This window comes from Leucobacter sp. GX0328 (assembly GCF_053567315.1).
Map to the genome: position 1 here is coordinate 1,634,128 of NZ_JBSGPC010000001.1, position 17,054 is coordinate 1,651,181.

13 protein-coding genes are annotated in these 17,054 nt (G+C 68.8%); 10 read left to right on the plus strand and 3 right to left on the minus strand.

Translation table 11 applies throughout. From position 1 onward, the window contains the following. Window positions 1-155 precede the first annotated feature (155 nt). From topA to ACUYTF_RS07385, 5 genes are all read left to right on the plus strand, one after another. Window positions 156-2,987 carry a type I DNA topoisomerase gene (gene topA / locus ACUYTF_RS07365; RefSeq protein WP_449279565.1) on the plus strand — a complete coding sequence of 944 codons (2,832 nt, stop codon included), beginning with the start codon at window positions 156-158 and terminating at the stop codon, window positions 2,985-2,987. Continuing rightward, window positions 2,984-3,616, plus strand: a complete 633-nt coding sequence (tmk, locus tag ACUYTF_RS07370; protein WP_434141704.1) for a dTMP kinase — start codon at window positions 2,984-2,986, stop codon at window positions 3,614-3,616. The genes topA and tmk overlap by 4 nt, the downstream gene beginning before the upstream one ends. Before the next feature lie 234 nt (window positions 3,617-3,850). Then, window positions 3,851-5,209: a PucR family transcriptional regulator ligand-binding domain-containing protein gene (locus ACUYTF_RS07375; protein ID WP_434141703.1), complete on the plus strand. Its 1,359-nt coding sequence runs from the start codon at window positions 3,851-3,853 to the stop codon at window positions 5,207-5,209. Between the two features lie 51 nt (window positions 5,210-5,260). After that, window positions 5,261-6,190: a LysR substrate-binding domain-containing protein gene (locus tag ACUYTF_RS07380; RefSeq protein WP_434141702.1), complete on the plus strand. Its 930-nt coding sequence runs from the start codon at window positions 5,261-5,263 to the stop codon at window positions 6,188-6,190. A 306-nt stretch (window positions 6,191-6,496) separates the two neighbouring features. Next, window positions 6,497-8,023, plus strand: coding sequence for an NCS1 family nucleobase:cation symporter-1 (locus ACUYTF_RS07385; RefSeq protein WP_434141701.1), 1,527 nt, complete (start codon window positions 6,497-6,499; stop codon window positions 8,021-8,023). A gap of 299 nt (window positions 8,024-8,322) precedes the next feature. Here ACUYTF_RS07385 and purL read toward each other — a convergent pair whose 3' ends face one another. Continuing rightward, a complete protein-coding gene (purL, locus tag ACUYTF_RS07390; RefSeq protein WP_434141700.1) occupies window positions 8,323-10,656 on the minus strand; it encodes a phosphoribosylformylglycinamidine synthase subunit PurL in 2,334 nt (777 codons plus the stop codon). A gap of 186 nt (window positions 10,657-10,842) precedes the next feature. Here purL and ACUYTF_RS07395 point away from each other — a divergent pair, with 186 nt between their 5' ends. The 5 genes from ACUYTF_RS07395 to ACUYTF_RS07415 all read left to right on the plus strand — a co-directional run bounded on the left by ACUYTF_RS07395 (window position 10,843) and on the right by ACUYTF_RS07415 (window position 15,902). Then, window positions 10,843-11,769: a hypothetical protein gene (locus tag ACUYTF_RS07395; RefSeq protein ID WP_434141699.1), complete on the plus strand. Its 927-nt coding sequence runs from the start codon at window positions 10,843-10,845 to the stop codon at window positions 11,767-11,769. 275 nt (window positions 11,770-12,044) lie between these two features. Then, window positions 12,045-13,022, plus strand: coding sequence for an ABC transporter substrate-binding protein (locus ACUYTF_RS07400; RefSeq protein ID WP_434142179.1), 978 nt, complete (start codon window positions 12,045-12,047; stop codon window positions 13,020-13,022). Continuing rightward, window positions 13,019-14,029: an iron chelate uptake ABC transporter family permease subunit gene (locus ACUYTF_RS07405; protein ID WP_434141698.1), complete on the plus strand. Its 1,011-nt coding sequence runs from the start codon at window positions 13,019-13,021 to the stop codon at window positions 14,027-14,029. The genes ACUYTF_RS07400 and ACUYTF_RS07405 overlap by 4 nt, the downstream gene beginning before the upstream one ends. A gap of 5 nt (window positions 14,030-14,034) precedes the next feature. Next, complete coding sequence (locus ACUYTF_RS07410) at window positions 14,035-15,063, plus strand: iron chelate uptake ABC transporter family permease subunit (protein ID WP_434141697.1); 1,029 nt, start codon at window positions 14,035-14,037, stop codon at window positions 15,061-15,063. Continuing rightward, window positions 15,060-15,902, plus strand: a complete 843-nt coding sequence (locus tag ACUYTF_RS07415; RefSeq protein WP_434141696.1) for an ATP-binding cassette domain-containing protein — start codon at window positions 15,060-15,062, stop codon at window positions 15,900-15,902. Before ACUYTF_RS07410 ends, ACUYTF_RS07415 begins: the two co-directional genes overlap by 4 nt. 96 nt (window positions 15,903-15,998) lie before the next feature. Here the strand turns inward: ACUYTF_RS07415 and purQ are convergent, their stop codons facing one another. Further along, on the minus strand, window positions 15,999-16,703 hold the full coding sequence (gene purQ, locus ACUYTF_RS07420) for a phosphoribosylformylglycinamidine synthase subunit PurQ (protein ID WP_434141695.1): 705 nt from the start codon (window positions 16,701-16,703) through the stop codon (window positions 15,999-16,001). Then, window positions 16,703-16,960, minus strand: coding sequence for a phosphoribosylformylglycinamidine synthase subunit PurS (purS, locus tag ACUYTF_RS07425; protein ID WP_434141694.1), 258 nt, complete (start codon window positions 16,958-16,960; stop codon window positions 16,703-16,705). Before purS ends, purQ begins: the two co-directional genes overlap by 1 nt. Between the last annotated feature and the right edge of the window lie 94 nt (window positions 16,961-17,054).

A 17,054-nucleotide genomic window follows, 5' to 3' on the forward strand; every position in this document is an offset into this window, starting at 1 on the left:
TGTGAGATCGAGGAGGGTTTTTTACGTCATACTGTGTATCGTGTCGGTGCAGAACAGTCGGCCGGCCCCGCGAGATCCTCAGGGTGACCCAGCGGCCCCGCACGGCTTCAGGTGCAGTCGGCACCGATTTCATTCATTCTTATTGAAGGAGACCCGTGGCGGGCGCGAAGAAACTCGTAATCGTCGAGTCGCCGACCAAGGCGAAGACGATCAGTGGCTATCTCGGTGACGACTATGAAGTGATCGCATCGGTCGGCCATATCCGCGACCTCGCCGAGCCCTCGGCGCTGCCGAGCGAGCTCAAGCAGGGCGCCTTCGGCAAATTCGCAGTCGACGTCGACAACGGCTTCACTCCCTACTATGTCGTGAACGACAACAAGAAGAAGACGGTCTCCGAACTCAAGCGGGCCCTGAAGGGAGCGGACGAGCTCTGGCTCGCCACTGATGAGGACCGCGAGGGCGAAGCCATCGCGTGGCACCTGCTCGAGGTGCTGAAGCCCCAGGTGCCGGTGCGCCGCATGGTGTTCCACGAGATCACCAAGGATGCGATCGAAGAGGCGAAGGCCAACACGCGCGACCTCGACATCGCGCTCGTCGACGCGCAGGAGACCCGTCGCATCCTCGACCGCCTCTACGGCTACGACATCTCGCCGGTGCTCTGGCGCAAGGTCGCGCCCCGACTCTCGGCGGGCCGCGTGCAGTCGGCGGCGACCCGCCTCGTCGTCGAGCGCGAGCGCGAGCGGCTGGCCTTCCGCACCGCCGAATACTGGGATCTGACCGCAACCTTCACGCCCGCGGCCGATGCGGCCGATACGACCGCGTTCGCAGCGCGCCTCGTGCGCCTCGACGCGCAGCGCCTCGCCACCGGCGGCGACTTCGGCGACGACGGCGCGCTCACGCAGAAGGCCGAGAAAGCGGGCGTGCTGATGCTCAGCGCCGAGCGCGCTCGCGCCATCGCCGCCGACCTCGCCGAGCAGGGCCGCGCCTCGGTCGTCGGCGTCGAGACGAAGCCGCACACGCGCCGACCGGCAGCGCCGTTCACGACCTCCACGCTGCAGCAGGAGGCCTCGCGCAAGCTGCGCTACAGCTCGCGCCAGACGATGTCGTTCGCGCAGTCGCTGTACGAGAACGGACACATCACCTATATGCGTACCGACTCGCCGACGCTCTCGAAGCAGGCGATCTCGGCCGCGCGCTCGCAGGCCGCAGCGCTCTACGGCGCGCAGACCGTGCCCGACAAGCCGCGCGTGTACACCGGCAAGGCGAAGGGCGCCCAGGAGGCGCACGAGGCCATCCGCCCCGCGGGCGACGTGTTCCAGCGCCCGAGCGAACTCAAGGGCCGCCTGACGCAGGGCGAGTACGCGCTCTACGAACTGATCTGGAAGCGCACCGTCGCGAGCCAGATGGCCGACGCGAAGGGCTCGACCGACACCGTCACGCTCTCTGCCCCGGTCGCCGAGAACGGGGGTACGGTCACCGCCGAGTTCACCGCCAGCGGCACCGTCATCACCTTCCCCGGATTCCTGCTCGCCTACGAAGAGGGGCGCGACGAGAAGCGGGGCGACAAGCAGGGCTCCGACCAGAACGTGGCGCTGCCACAGCTCGTCGCCGGTCAGGGCCTCGCCGTCTCCGAGGCCGAGGCGAAGGGGCACGAGACCAGCCCGCCGCCGCGCTACACCGAGGCGAGCCTCACGAAGCGGCTCGAAGACCTCGGCGTCGGCCGGCCCTCGACCTACGCCGCCATCATCAGCACCATCATGGATCGCGGTTACGTCACGAAGAAGGGGCAGGCCCTCGTGCCGAGCTGGATCGCCTTCTCGGTCGTGCGCCTGCTCGAAGCGCACTTCAGCGCCCTCGTCGACTACGACTTCACTGCCGAGATGGAGAACGACCTCGACCGCATCGCCGCAGGTGAAGAAGCGCGTTCGAAGTGGCTCGGCGAGTTCTACTTCGGCACCGACTCGCACCCCGGTCTGCGCGGCGTCGTCGACAACCTCGGAGAGATCGACGCGCGCGCGATCAACACGATCAAGATCGACGACTCGATCTCGCTGCGCAACGGCAAGTACGGCCCCTACCTCGAAGTGTTCGACGAGAAGTCCGAGGTCGGCGAAGACGGCGCGCTGAAGCCGCGCAGCGTCAACATCCCCGACGGCCTCGCGCCCGACGAGCTCACCCCCGAAAAGGCGCACGAGCTGGCCGACGCCGAGCCGGCAGAGGACCGCGTCGTGGGCCTGCACCCGAGCACGGGCAAGCGCATCGTCGCGAAGAACGGCCGCTTCGGCCCTTACGTGACCGAGCTGCCCGACGAGGGCGAAGAGCTGCCGAAGGGCGTGAAGGCCCGCACAGCGTCGCTCTTCAAGAGCATGGACCCGGCGACCGTCGACCTCGACACCGCCGTCGCGCTGCTCGAGCTGCCCCGCATCGTCGGCGTCGACCCCGAATCGAACGCCGAGATCACCGCGCAGAACGGCCGCTACGGCGCCTACCTGAAGAAGGGCACCGACACCCGGTCGCTGCCCGGCGAGGACGCGATCTTCTCGATCGATCTCGCCGGCGCGCTCGAGCTCTTCGCGCAGCCGAAGTACGGCGCCCGTCGCGCCTCGAGCGCCCTCAAGGAGTTCGACGCCGACCCCGTGAGCGGCAAGCCGATCAAGGTACGCGACGGCCGCTTCGGCCCGTACGTGACCGACGGCGAGATGAACGCGACCATTCCCCGCGGCGACAGCGTCGAAGACATCACCTTCGAGCGCGCCGTCGAGCTGCTGGCCATCAAGCGGGCGAAGGGCCCCGCGAAGAAGAAGGCGCCGGCCCGCAAGGCGGCCGCGAAGAAGCCTGCGGCCAAGAAGCCCGCGGCGAAGAAGACCGCGGCGAAAAAAGCCGTCGATCCGGCGCGCTCGGCTGCGGCGAAGAAGGCGGCCGAGACCCGCAAGGCGAATGCCGCGAAGAAGGCCGCCGAGGCGGCCGCCGGAGCCGCCGACGCATGACCGGTCTCTTCATCACGCTCGAGGGCGGCGACGGCGCGGGCAAGACCACCCAGGCCGAGCTGCTCGAGGTCTGGCTCGCAGAGCGCGGCCATGAGGTGGTACGCACCCGCGAGCCGGGCGGCACCCGCCTCGGCGTCGAAGTGCGGCGCCTGCTGCTGCACGGCGGCGATGAGATCGGCGCGGTCGACGCCCGCGCCGAGGCCCTGCTCTACGCCGCCGATCGCGCCCAGCACGTCGCCAAGGTCGTGCGGCCCGGGCTCGAGCGCGGCGCGGTCGTGGTGCAGGATCGCTACATCGACTCGTCGCTCGCCTACCAGGGCGCCGGTCGTGTGCTCGACGTCGACGACGTGCGCCGGTTGAGCGAATGGGCGACCGAGGGGCTCTCTCCCGATCTGACGGTGCTGCTCGACATCGACCCCGAGACGGCGGCCGAGCGCCGCAGGGCTCGGGGCGGCGAAGCGGATCGGCTCGAGGCCGAGGCGGCCGAATTCCACGCCGCCGTGCGCGCGGGGTTCAGAAGCCTCGCGCAGGCCGAGCCCGACCGCTTCCTCGTGCTCGACGCGGCGCGTCCGGCCGACGAGCTGAACGCGCAGATCATCGCGCGGGTATCGTCGCTCCTCTCGCACTGACTCATCTGTCACAGGCTGTGCTAGCGGTAGCGCCAGTCTGCAGGCGCTTTCCTCGTTCGGGGTGCCCCGCTGTTATTGATGAAACTTTCTCGCCGTAAAGTTGCTTCAAAACGACATTGAGGCAACTTTGCTGTTGTTGCGATGGCAGCCCCGGGCATAGCCCGGCTGCGTGATCCCTGTCGGGCCTTGATCGCGCCGCTTTGCAATTTGTAAAGCGGCCGATAGGCTCGCCCTGTGAACGCCAACTCGTCAGCCTCGGCGAGCTTCACCCTCGAGGATGTGCTCGACATGTCGGCCATCGCCGCGGGGGAGCCCGAACTGCTGACCCCCTCGACGCCCCTCGACGTGCCCGTGCGCTGGGCGCACGTCATCGGCATCCCGCACCCGGGCAACATGCTCTACGGCGGCGAGCTCGTGCTGTCGACGCTCGGCGGCATCGACGAGAACCACCCCGACCCGGCCGGTGCGCTCCACGAGTTCCTGAACGACCTCGACTACGTCGGCGCCGCCGCGCTCATGGTCGAGGTGTTCTCGAATCGCCGCCACCTCATCTCCGCGATCCGAGAGGTCGCCACCGAGCGCGAGAAGTTCCAGGCCGGCAAGCTCCCCATCTTCCTGTTCCGGCGCGAGGTGCGCTTCGTGCGCATCACCGAGTCGGTGCAGCGCGACCTGATGGTCAACGACATCGAGATCCACAGCGAGACGCTGCGTCTGCGCGACCCGCTCGGGCGGGCGACGACCAACCTGCTCGAAGACCTCTCATCGTCGAGCGGGCTGAGCGACGACGAGACGATCGAGCGCGCCGCAGCGCTCGGTCTGCCCTCGACCGCAGGCCTCCCCGAGGCGGGCACCGGCGCGGGCTTCCTCACCGCCATGGTGTTCCGCGTCGATGCGGCCAAGCACGTCACCAACCAGCACCCCCAGGTGCTCTCGGCGCTCATCCGCGCGGCGAGCCACAGCCTGCGGCTACCGGCGCTCATCGGCAACCACACGGGCACCGAGCTCGCCGTCATCCTGCCGCAGAACGCGCCCGAGCGGTTCTGCGCGGCCGTGCGCGACGAGGCGGCGAGACGTCGCAGCTACGAGATCGTGCCGAGCTACACCGTCGGCGTCGGCACGGTGAACGGGCGCGACCGCGTGCTCTGGCGAGACATTCCCGCCGCCCTCGAGAGCGCCGCCGCGGTCGCCGAGGCCGGTGCGCGGCTGAGCGTGCGCCGAGGCTCCTCGGGCGCCCGCTACGCGCCCGCGGAGTCCGTGCGCGAGAAGGGGTTCTGGCGCGTCGCCGACCTCGGGCTCGCCGGTCTGCTCGTGCAGCTGCTGCCGCCCACCGCGGCGCCGGGCCGCGCTGACTGGTACCTCGACCACCACCTGGCCCTCTTCCGCGGTGAAGACGGGCCCGAGATGCGCGACCTCGTCGAGGCGTACGTCGCCGTGGGCGAGAACAAGACCGAGCTCGCGCGCTACCTGAACATCAGCCGGCCGACGCTCTACAGCCGCATCCAGCGCTGCGAGGCCGCGATCGGCGGGCCGCTCATGGGGGAGCGGCTGACGATCCTCTCATCGGTGCTGCTGCTCGACCGCCTCGGCGGGTAACCGCGGCCGCAGGGCGCCCTGCGCTGCACGACCCGTGCCAGAATGTGCAGCATGACCCGCGCATTCACCCTCGCGCAGCTGCGCTACTTCGAGGCCGTTGCCGACTGCGAGAGCATCACCGAGGCCGCGGCGCGCCTGAACGTGGCGCAGTCGACCGTCTCGACTGCCCTCGGGCTGCTCGAGGAGTCGCTCGGGGTGCAGCTCTTCATCAGGCAGCCCAATCGCACGCTCGTGCTCTCGTCGGCCGGTCGGCGCCTCGCCGCCGAGAACAGCGCGTTCCTCGACCACGCCGACGCGCTCTACGCTTCGGCGCAGGGCGTGAGCAATGCGCTGACCGGGTCGGTGCGGGTCGGCATCTACGCGCCGATCGCCCCGTTCCGCCTGCCCGGCATCCTCGTCGAATTCGAACAGCAGTACCCCGAGGTGCAGGTCGACTTCTTCGAGGCCGACCTCGCCACTCTGCAGACGGCGCTGCTCAGCGGCGAGTGCGAGATCGCGCTCATGTACGCGCACGGGCTCGGCCCCGAGTTCGAGGCGCGTCTGCTCGATCAGGTGCCCCCGCACGTGCTCGTCTCGGCCGAACACGCGGCCGCACGGCGCGGCAGATCGGTGAGTCTCGCCGACTTCGCCGATGAGCCCTACATCAGGCTCGACCTGCCGCATTCCCGCAAGTACTACGAAGACCTGTTCGGCATCGCCGGGGTGCGGCCGAAGCTGCGGCACTCGTTCACCGGCTATGAGACGGTGCGCTCGTTCGTCGGCATGGGGCACGGCTATACCCTGCTGAACCAGTGGCACGTGCCGCAGACCTACGCCGGCGCGCTCACCGCCTCGCTGCCCCTCACCGACGACTTTCCGCCGATCGAGGTCGTGCTCGCCTGGCCCGGGCAGATGCGCCTGACGCGTCGCGCTCGGGCGTTCGCCGAGGTCTGCGAGGGGCTGTATCGTCAGCGGCAGCAGGGGGCCGGCGGGGCGCCGTGATCGCGAATGCGGGCGGTCGGTGATCCCTCACGCACTGCTCAACCCGAAAAGCGTTGCTGTAATCACTGCTCATCGATTCTCTCGATGAGCCATTTCAGTTATTTCCGTTGGCGCACGGGGCACGAGCGCCCATACGATGTCACCGAGGCCGTCATCGAGGAAGAAGATGACCTCGGTAGGCAATTTCAGAATTTTCAATATGGGTTCCGATGACGACGCGGTCACCACGTGCGACTCGCGGCGAACCGTACCCCGGCGCGTCCGAAGGTGGGCGCGGGCGAGTCCCGAGGAGATCTCTTGTCCGCAGTGGAGCAGACAGCAACGCAGGCGCCGAAGCAGCGCTCGGAGCGGCTGTACAACAAAGACCTGGCGCCCGAATCGGCGACCGGCAGCTGGAAGGCGCGCAACCTCTTCAACTGGTGGATGTCGGGCTGGCACAGCCTCGGCGGCTACACCATGGCCATCGGCCTGTTCATGTTCGGCATCACCGGCTGGCAGCTCATCTTCGCGTTCGTCATCGGCGTCGCGGTGCTCTACCTCGTGAACAACCTCACCGGCGTCGCCGGCCAGCGCGAGAAGGTGCCCTTCCCCGTGTTCGCGCGCGGAGCGTTCGGCGTCTTCGGTGCGAATATCCCCGCCATCATCCGCGCCATCGTGGCGGTCTTCTGGTACGGCATCCAGACCTACCTCGCCTCAGCCGCGATCATGCTGCTGCTCATGAAGGTCGTGCCCGCCACCGCACCGCTCGCCGAGACCTCGTTCCTCGGGCTCTCGGCCCTCGGCTGGATCTGCTTCGTCGCGCTCTCGGGCCTCCAACTGCTCGTGCTCATGATGGGCATGGAATCGGTGCGCAAGCTCTCCGACTTCGCCGGCCCCACCATCTGGGTCGCCCTGCTCGCCCTCGCGATCTGGATGCTCGCCCGCGCCGACTGGAACATCGACCTCGGCGTCTCGCTCACCGACTTCACGCCCAGCGCCGGCATGCAGATCTACGGCATCCTCGCCTCCGCGTTCATCGTCGTCTCGTACTTCGCGGGCCCCTCGCTCAACTTCTCGGACTTCACCCGCAACGCCCCCAGTGAGAAGTCGGTGCGCACGGGCAACGCCTACGGCCTGCTGCTCAACGCCTCGGCGTTCGGCATCGTCTCGGTCGTCATCGCGCTCGCCTCGGTCGAGGTCTACGGCGAGGCCATCCACGACCCCATCGCCCTGCTCGCCGACATCGACAGCATCACCCTGCTGCTCGTCGCGATCATCGCGATCAGCATCTCGACCGCGGGCGTCAACATCATCTGCAACTACGTCGCGCCCGTCTACGACCTCATGAACGTGTGGCCGAAGCTCTTCACCTTCCGCAAGGCCGGCGCGCTCGTCGGCATCCTGTCGATCGTCATCACCCCGTGGAACCTGTTCTCGAACCCCGTCATCGTGAACCAGCTCATCGGCTCGATCGGCGCGCTCATCGGCCCGCTGTTCGGCATCATCGTCGCCGACTACTACCTGATCCAGCGCCGCCGCCTCACCACCGACGACCTCTTCACCGAAGACCCGCGCGGCCGCTACCACTACCGCAAGGGCTATAACCCCAAGGCGATCTGGTCGCTCGCGATCACGGGCCTCATCACCATCATCGTGAGCTTCGCCCCCGTGTTCAGCTCGCTCGTGCCCTTCACCTGGCTGATCGGCGCCGTGCTCGGCGCGGTCATCTACACGGTGCTCAGCCGCGGCAGCATCGCCCGCGGTGCTACCGGTGCCGACGGCGAGGTCGAGGGCGAGGGATCGGCGACGACCGCCGCCGGCGCCGATGCCGAGGAGCCGGCGCTCATCGGCTGACGCTCCGCACACAGACTTAGGCCGGGCCGCTTCCCGCCGAACACCACCACCACGAGGGAAGCGCCCGGCCTAATAATCTCCGGGCCGGGGTGCTCGTCGCCGCGCACCTGATCTCCGACGCGAGGCTCTTCACGCAGTTCCCTGCGCAGCTCGTCAGTAGATGCTCGCCGTTCGCGTTCCGGGAGCATCTGCTGACCAGCTGCGGTGCGGCGGGGTGCGACCGGGCCCGAAATGCGTGATGGGGGCCAGGGATCGCCGATCCCCGGCCCCCAGCACGTCGAAAGGGGAGTGCGCAGAGGCTACGCCTCTTCGCTGACCACCTTGCCGAAGTACGAGGGCAGCGTCGCCTGCGAGGCGGCGCGCAGCTCGGCGAGGGGCAGCGTGAAGCGATCCTGCACCTCGATCGCGGCGTTCTCGCCCGCGCCGTCGGTCACGCCGATCTTCAGCACCGGGAACTCGCGGCCCGAGCAGAGACCGCGGAACTTCACGTCCTCCTCGTGCGGCACGGCGACGAGCACGCGCGCCTGCGACTCCGAGAAGAGCGCCGCCGTCGCGTCGACGCCGTCGCGCGACATGATCTCGTCGATCCACACGCGGGCGCCGACGCCGAAGCGCAGCGCGCCGTCGGTGAGCGCCTGGGCCAGGCCGCCCTCCGACAGATCGACCGCGCCCGAGAGGATGCCGCCCTGCGATGCCGCGTGCAGCAGCTCGGCGAGCGAGCGCTCCGCAGCGAGGTCCGCCACGGGCGGGCGACCGCCGAGGTGCTCGTGCACCGTCTCGGCCCATGCCGAGCCGTCGAGCTCGTCGCGGGTGACGCCCAGCAGGTACAGGTGCTCGCCCTGATCCTGCCAGCCCGACGGGATGCGGCGTGCGACGTCGTCGATGATGCCGAGCACGCCGACGACGGGCGTCGGGTGGATCGGGGTGTCGCCGGTCTGATTGTAGAGCGAGACGTTGCCGCCGGTGACGGGCACCTCGAGCGCGAGGCACGCGTCGGACAGGCCCTCGACGGCCTGCGAGAACTGCCACATGACCTCGGGGTTCTCGGGGCTGCCGAAGTTCAGGCAGTCGGTGACGGCCGTGGGCACGGCGCCCGAGGTGGCGACGTTGCGGTACGCCTCGGCGAGGGCGAGCTGCGCGCCCACGAAGGGGTCGAGCTGGCAGTAGCGTCCGTTGGCGTCGGTCGCGATCGCGATGCCGAGCCCCGACTCCTCGTTCACGCGGATCATGCCGGCGCCGTCGGGGAACGCGAGCGCCGTGTTGCCCTGCACATACTTGTCGTACTGGTTGGTCACCCAGTCGACCGAGGCCTGGTTCGGCGAAGCGGCGATGGCGACGAGCTGGTCGCGCAGCTCCTCGCCCGACGCGGCGCGGGCGAGGCCGGCGGCGTTCACGCTGTCGGCCTGCAGAGCGTCGATCCAGCTCGGGCAGGCGACGGGGCGCTCGTAGACGGGCCCGTCGACCGCGACGGTCGACGGGTCGACGTTCACGATCTCCTCGCCGCGCCAGTTGATGACGAGGCGATCGGTGTCGGTGACCTCGCCGAGCACGCTCGTCTCGACCTCCCACTTCGCCGTGACGGCGAGGAACTCGTCAAGCTTCTCGGGGCGCACGATGGCCATCATGCGCTCCTGGCTCTCCGACATCAGAATCTCTTCGGCGGTGAGCGAGGGGTCGCGCAGCAGCACGCTGTCGAGCTCGATGAACATGCCGCCGTCGCCGTTCGCGGCGAGCTCGCTCGTCGCGCAGGAGATGCCGGCAGCGCCGAGATCCTGGATCGCCTCGACGAGGCCGCCCGAGTAGAGCTCGAGGCAGCACTCGATGAGCACCTTCTCGGCGAACGGGTCGCCGACCTGCACTGCGGGGCGCTTCGTGGGGCCGCCCTCGCTGAAGCTGTCAGATGCGAGGATCGACGCGCCGCCGATGCCGTCGCCGCCGGTGCGCGCGCCGAAGAGCACGACCTTGTTGCCGGGGCCCGAAGCGTTCGCCAGGTGGATGTCCTCGTGGCGCAGCACGCCGACGCCGAGGGCGTTGACGAGCGGGTTCGCCTGGTAGACGCCGTCGAACACGGTCTCGCCGCCGAGGTTCGGGAGGCCGAGGCAGTTCGCGTACGACGAGATGCCCGAGACGACGCCGTGCACCACGCGGGCGGTGTCGGCGTGGTCGATGGCGCCGAAGCGCAGCTGATCCATCACGGCGACGGGGCGCGCGCCCATCGAGATGATGTCGCGGATGATGCCGCCGACGCCGGTCGCAGCGCCCTGGAACGGCTCGATGTACGACGGATGGTTGTGGCTCTCGACCTTGAAGGTCACCGCCCAGCCCTCGCCCACGTCGACGACGCCGGCGTTCTGTCCCATGCCGACCAGCAGGCGCTCGCGCATCTTGTCGTTGACCTTCCCCCCGAACTGGCGCAGGTAGGTCTTCGACGACTTGTACGAGCAGTGCTCGGACCACATGACCGAGTACATGGCGAGCTCGCCCGAGGTCGGGCGGCGGCCGAGGATCTCGCGGATCTGCTCGTACTCGTCGGGCTTGAGGCCGAGCGCGCCGTACGGCTGCTCCTTCTCGGGCGTCGCAATCGCGTCGGCGACGGTATCGGGGCGGGGGCCGGTTGCGGCGATGTCAGTCACGCTCGATGTGCTCCGTTGGTGAGGGATCGGGTTCGGCCGAATCGGCCGAGAACATGCAGGCTTCAGTCTACGCCGTTCTGCGGCGGGTCGCCGCTCGCTGCGCGGGAGGGCGGTCGCCGCGCGGCGGAGGTGCCGCGAGCCGCGCCGCGGGTGGCGATTCACAGGCAGACACGGAAGACTTGCAGCATGAGCGACCAGAATCCTCCCGTCATGCAGGCGCCGACCGGTCAGCCGGTGCCCGGCCCCCAGCCCGGCCCGCACGCCGTCGGGCAGCCCGGCACGCACCCCGGCGCGCAGCAGCCCGGGGTGCGCAGGCTCTCGACCTTCCTGAAGGTCAGCATCATCCTGCTCGCGGGCCTCACGGTGGCCTCGATCTCGCTGCTGTTCATCGGCGACTTCGAGGGCAAGTTCGAGCGCGTCTTCTCGACCTTCGCGCTCTTCGCCGTCTTCGTGCTGTTCACCGCGCTCGATACGCGCCGCGAGCAGAAGTCGGAGTGGTACGCCCCGGTCGCGCTCATCGCCAACTCGTACATCCTGGCGCTGCTGCTCATCGTCATCTGGATGACGAGCTTCACGCCCTTCGGGCTCATGTTCGAGATCTTCTGGAAGTCGCTGTTCGTCATCGTCTCGACCCGCCTCGTGATTCTGTGCTGCCAGCTGCTCTTGCGTTCGAGCGACGAGCAGCCGGTGGCGGTCACCCGCTTCGCCTTCATCACGAGCGTGCTCGCGGTGCTGTGCGGCATTCTCTTCACCGCACCGGTCGGCGTCGAGGCGTTCGACCTCACCATCCCCGACCTGTACTGGCGCATCGCGACCTCCCTGCTGATCCTCACGGCGCTCGCGCTGTCGATCACGCTGCTGCTGCGCTGGTTCTACGGCGCCGACCGCCGAGACGCCGCGCGCGAGGCGCGCGCCGCCCAGCACCTGCAGCAGCAGGCGGCGGCCGAGCAGGCCCGCGTGCAGCAGGCGCAGATCGCTCAAGCGCAGGCCGCGCAGTTCCAGGCCCAGGCCCAGGCCGCGCAGCCGCTGCTGCCGTGGCCGACGTTCGCAGACGGCACCCCGCTGCCGGCGGGCCCCGACGGGCAGCCCGACTTCTCGGCGACCCAGCGGTAACGGTCAACGCGACCGCACCGCCCGCTCGTCCACTCCAGGCGAGCGGGCGGTGCTGCGTGGGGTCGAAACTCCGACACCATCAGGGGTTCTTCGTTCATCATTTGAACATCAGATGAAGGTAAGTCTAGGCTAATTGGAGCGTCGATACGGGTCGCCCCGCCGACGCTGTTCCGTGTCAGCCGATCCCGTGAGGAACCACAGTGAGCCTTCGCCCGACCCTCAGCCCGTTCACCAGCCGCAGCGGCGCCGACCCGACGAGCCGTCGTTCGCGTCGCATCGTTCCCGCGGCGGCGCTCGCCGTGGGCGCGGCTCTGCTGCTCGCCTCCTGTTCCGGCAGCGCACCGAGCGAGAACTCCGAGCCGGCCGAGGCCGGCACCGTCACCATCACCGACAACCACGGCGAGATCGACGTCCCGGTGAACCCCGCGACCGTGGTCGCCCTCGACAACACCGCCTTCGACACGCTCAGCGAGTGGGGGGTCGAGCTCGCCGCCGTGCCCAAGGACGTCATGGGCGACGTGTGGCCCGAATACACCGACGACGAGGCGGTCGCGAACGTCGGCAACCATCGCGAGCCGGATCTCGAGACCATCGTCGCTGAGCAGCCCGACCTCATCATCGCCGGTTACCGTTTCGCCGACTACTACGAGCAGATCAGAGAGCAGAACCCGCAGGCGGCCGTCATCGAGATCAACCCGCGCGATGGCGAGGACCGTTTCTCGGAGCTGCAGCGGCAGACCGAGATCCTGGGCGAGATCTTCGCCCATGAAGAAGAAGCCGCCGCCCTCAACGACGCCCTCGACGCCTCGATCGCCGACGCCAAGCAGGCGTACGGCGACAACGGGACCGTGATGGCGGTCAATACCTCCGCCGGCAAGATCGGCTACCTCGCGCCCGTGGTGGGGCGCTCGCTCGGGCCCGTCTTCCCGGCACTCGGCTGGCAGCCGGCGCTCGAGGTGGAAGGCGCGACCGACGACCACCAGGGCGACGAGGTCAGCGTCGAAGCGATCGCGCAGTCGAACCCCGACTGGATCGTCGCGCTCGATCGGGACGCGGCCTTCGCACCGGCCGATCGCGAAGCGGGCTCCCAGCCGGCCGATGAACTGCTCAAGCACAGCGAAGCGCTGCAGAACGTCACCGCAGTGCAGCAGGACCAGATCGTGATCCTCGACCCGAACTTCTATCTCACCGAAGGGATCCAGGCCTATATCGAGATGTTCGACCAGCTGCAGGCGGCGTTCGCCGACGCATGACCTCGGAAACCTCGATGACGCTTCGGGGGCGGGCGATCGCCCCCGAAGCCCGGCCGCCGCGACGCCGCCCCTGGGCGCTCGCGACGGCCGTCGTGCTCGTCGCGGCGCTGCTCGCGGTGTCGCTGGCGGTCGGCGTCTACGACGTCGCCGGCAGCGACTTCGGCTCCGAGATGTTCTGGATCACCCGCGTGCCCCGCACCATCGCCCTGCTGCTCTCCGGCGCCGCGATGGCGACGAGCGGTCTCGTCATGCAGATGCTCACGCAGAACCGCTTCGTCGATGCGACGACCTCGGGCACCACCGAATGGGCGGCGCTCGGCCTGCTCGTCGCGACACTGGTCGTGCCCGGGCTCGGCCTGACCGGCAAGATGATCGTGGCGAGCGTCTTCGCTTTCGTCGGAGCGATGACGTTCCTGCTGATCCTGCGCCGCATCGTGATCCGTACGACGCTCGTGGTGCCGCTCATCGGCATCATGCTCGGCGCCGTCGTGAGTTCGCTGACGACCTTCATCGCGGCGCAGTTCAACCTCCTGCAGATGCTCGGTACCTGGTTCATGGGCAGCTTCACCGCTGTTGTGCGCGGCCGCTACGAGGTGCTGTGGGTCGTCGCGATCGTCACCCTGCTCGTGTTCGTCATGGCCGACCGCATCACGGTCGCCGGCCTGGGCAAGGACGTCGCCACGAGCGTGGGCGTGCGCTACGAAGCGATCCTCATCGGCGGCACGGCGCTCGTCGCGGTCGCAGCCGGAGTCACCACCGTGGTCGTCGGCTTCCTGCCGTTGATCGGCCTCGTCGTGCCGAACATCGTCTCGCTCGCCCGTGGCGACAACGTACGCAGCAATCTGCCGTGGGTGTGCCTCGGCGGCATCGCGCTCGTCGTCGCGTGCGACCTCCTTGGCCGCACTGTCATCATGCCCTTCGAGATCCCGGTATCGATGGTGCTCGGGCTCGTCGGCTCGGTCGTCTTCATCGCACTGCTGCTGCGCCAGCGGAAGACCCTGGGGTGACGCCCATGAGCAGCATTCTCAATCTCAGCAGCACGGGCGCCCCGCCGACGCCTGCAGCAGCGCAGTGCGGTCGCTCGCGCAGAGCCCTGCCGATCATCATCGTGTACGCGGTCGCGCTCGCACTCGCGGTCGCGATCCTCGTCATCGACAACCCTGCGCCCGCCGGCAGCCCCGGGTTCTGGATCATCGTCGGGACCCGCCTCGTCTCACTCGGCACGATCGCGTTCGTCGCGGTCGCTCAGTCGCTCGCGACGGTACTCTTCCACACCGCGACCTCGAACCGCATCCTCACGCCGTCGATCCTCGGCTTCGACGCGCTCTACGTGCTGATCCAGACCGCGCTCGTGTTCGTATTCGGCACTGCCGCGGCCTGCATGGAGGGCATCCCGAAGATCATCGCGCAAAGCATCATCATGGTGATGTTCGCCTCGCTGCTCTACGGCTGGCTGTTCTCGGGTAGGCGAGCGAACCTGCACCTGCTGCTGCTCGTCGGGGTGGTGCTCGGCATCGGCTTCGGGTCGATCTCGGCGTTCATGCAGCGCACGCTGACACCGAGCGAGTTCGACGTGCTCAGCGCCAGGCTCTTCGGCAGCATCGGCAAGGCCAATCCCGGCTATCTGCCGATCGCCGCAGTCATCGTGCTCGCCATTCTGATGTTCGTCTGGCTGCGCCGCCGTCGCTACGATGTGGTCGCGCTCGGTCGCGACGTCGCCGTGAGCCTCGGGGTGAACTACCGGCGCGAGGTCGTCATCGTGCTCGTGCTCGTCTCGGTTCTCGTCTCCGTCTCGGCCACGATGGTCGGCCCGATGACGTTCTACGGCTTCCTCGTGGCGACCCTCGCCTACCAGTTCGCGCGAGGCGATGCGCACTCCGAGATCGTGCCGCTCGCGATCGGCATCGGCCTCGTCACCCTGCTCGGTGCGACCCTCGTGCTCAAGCACGTCTTCGCCGCCGCGGGCCTCGTCACCGTGATCATCGAGTTCGCCGGCGGACTGCTGTTCCTGATCGTCCTGCTGAGAAAGGGGCTCCGATGAGCACCGCTTCCGAACTATCCGCCGAGCCCGTCGTCGGAGCCGCTGCGGCCGCCGCGCCTCGCGCAGATGCTGCTCCGGGCATCGCCCTCGCGGGCGTCGAGAAGGTCTACTCGGGACGGCCCGTGCTCGGGCCGGTCGACCTCACGATCGAACGCGGGGGAGTGACGGCGCTCATCGGCCCCAACGGGGCCGGGAAGTCGACCATGCTCACGATCATCGGCCGACTGCTCGAACCCGACAGCGGCAGGGTCACGGTCGGCGGCCTCGATGTGCGGTCGGCGAAGTCGAAGGATCTCGCGAGGGTCGTATCGATCTTGAAGCAGGAGAACCACTTCATGGCACGCCTCACGGTGCGCCAGCTCGTCGCCTTCGGCCGCTTCCCGCACTCCGCCGGTCGTCTCACCGAGACCGACGAGCGCGCCATCCATGCGGCCATCGCCTTCCTCGACCTCGCGGGCCTCGAGCACCGCTTCATCGACGAGCTCTCGGGCGGGCAGCGGCAGCGCGCCTTCGTGGCGATGGTGCTCGCGCAGGACACCGACTACGTGCTGCTCGACGAGCCTCTCACCGGTCTCGATATGCGCCACGGAGTCGCCATGATGGGGCAGGTGCGCGCCGCCGCCGACGCGCTCGGCAAGACCGTCGTGCTCGTCATCCACGACGTCAACTTCGCCGCGGCCTACGCCGACCGCATCGTCGCGCTCGCGGAAGGGCGCGTAGTGGCTTCGGGGACGCCCGAGGAGATCATCACCTCGGAAGTGCTCGAGCGGGTCTTCGAGACCCCGGTCGACGTGGTCGAGCACGCGGGCCGGCGGGTCGCGATCTACTACCGGCCGTGACTCCGCGGCCCGTGCGCCGGGAAATGGAACGGGGGCCTGCGGAGATCGATGATCCCTGCAGGCCCCCGTTCGTCGACGTCGGCCGCGGCGCGCGGGTTACACCCGTGCGGCGAGCGCTGCGACGGCGCTCTCGAAGAAGCGCAGGCCGTCTACCCCTGAGCGCATGGCTGCGGGCATGTCGGGGCCGAAGCCGGGCTCGACCGCGTGCTCGGGGTGCGGCATGAGACCGACCACGTTGCCGCGCTCGTTGGTGAGGCCGGCGATGTCGTCGAGCGAGCCGTTCGGGTTCACTCCGCGGTAGCGGAAGGCGACGAGGCCCTCGCCCTCGAGGCGCTTCAGGTCTTCAACGCTCGCGATGAACCCGCCGTCGCCGTTCTTCAGCGGGATGACGATCTCTTCGCCCGGTTCGAACAGGTGCGTCCAGGCGGTGTCGGCGTTCTCGACGACGAGCTTCTGGTCGCGGCGGATGAACTGCTGGTGCGCGTTGCGGATCAGGCCGCCGGGTAGCAGGTGCGATTCGACGAGCACCTGGAAGCCGTTGCAGATGCCGAGCACGGGCATGCCCTTGTTCGCAGCGTCGACGACCTCGCTCATGATGGGCGAGACCGCGGCGATCGCGCCGGGGCGCAGGTAGTCGCCGTAGCTGAAGCCGCCGGGCAGCACGATCGCGTCGACGCCCTGCAGGTCGTGGTCGGCGTGCCAGAGCGCGACCGGTTCGGCGCCGGCGATGCGGATCGCGCGCTGCGCGTCGCGGTCGTCGAGGGAGCCGGGGAAGGTGACGACGCCGATGCGGGTCGCCATCAGCGGGCCTCGCCGTCGACGCTGATCGCCACGACGTCTTCGATCACCGAGTTCGAGAGGATCTCGTCGGCGACCGTGCGCACCTCTGCGAGCACCTCATCGGTGACATCGCCCTCGACGGTGAACTCGAAGCGCTTGCCGACGCGCACGTTCTCGAACTTGCCGTGACCGAGGCGGGCGAGGGCGCCCGTGGTCGCCTTGCCCTGGGGGTCGAGCAGTTCGGCCTTGGGCATGACATCAACAACAATCGTGGGCACAGGTGACTCCGGTTTCAGTGCGGCTGAAGTGTGAGGCGGGCGCGGCTCGCGCGCTCCTCGTTCAAGTCTACCTCCTGGCGAGGCGGGCTCAGGC

Coding starts and splice junctions, on each gene's coding strand:
- tmk (WP_434141704.1), top strand. CDS start 2,984: ATGACCGGTCTCTTCATCACGCTCGAGGGCGGCGACGGCGCGGGCAAG.
- ACUYTF_RS07380 (WP_434141702.1), top strand. CDS start 5,261: ATGACCCGCGCATTCACCCTCGCGCAGCTGCGCTACTTCGAGGCCGTT.
- ACUYTF_RS07395 (WP_434141699.1), top strand. CDS start 10,843: ATGAGCGACCAGAATCCTCCCGTCATGCAGGCGCCGACCGGTCAGCCG.
- ACUYTF_RS07405 (WP_434141698.1), top strand. CDS start 13,019: ATGACCTCGGAAACCTCGATGACGCTTCGGGGGCGGGCGATCGCCCCC.
- ACUYTF_RS07410 (WP_434141697.1), top strand. CDS start 14,035: ATGAGCAGCATTCTCAATCTCAGCAGCACGGGCGCCCCGCCGACGCCT.
- ACUYTF_RS07415 (WP_434141696.1), top strand. CDS start 15,060: ATGAGCACCGCTTCCGAACTATCCGCCGAGCCCGTCGTCGGAGCCGCT.
- purQ (WP_434141695.1), bottom strand. CDS start 16,703: ATGGCGACCCGCATCGGCGTCGTCACCTTCCCCGGCTCCCTCGACGAC.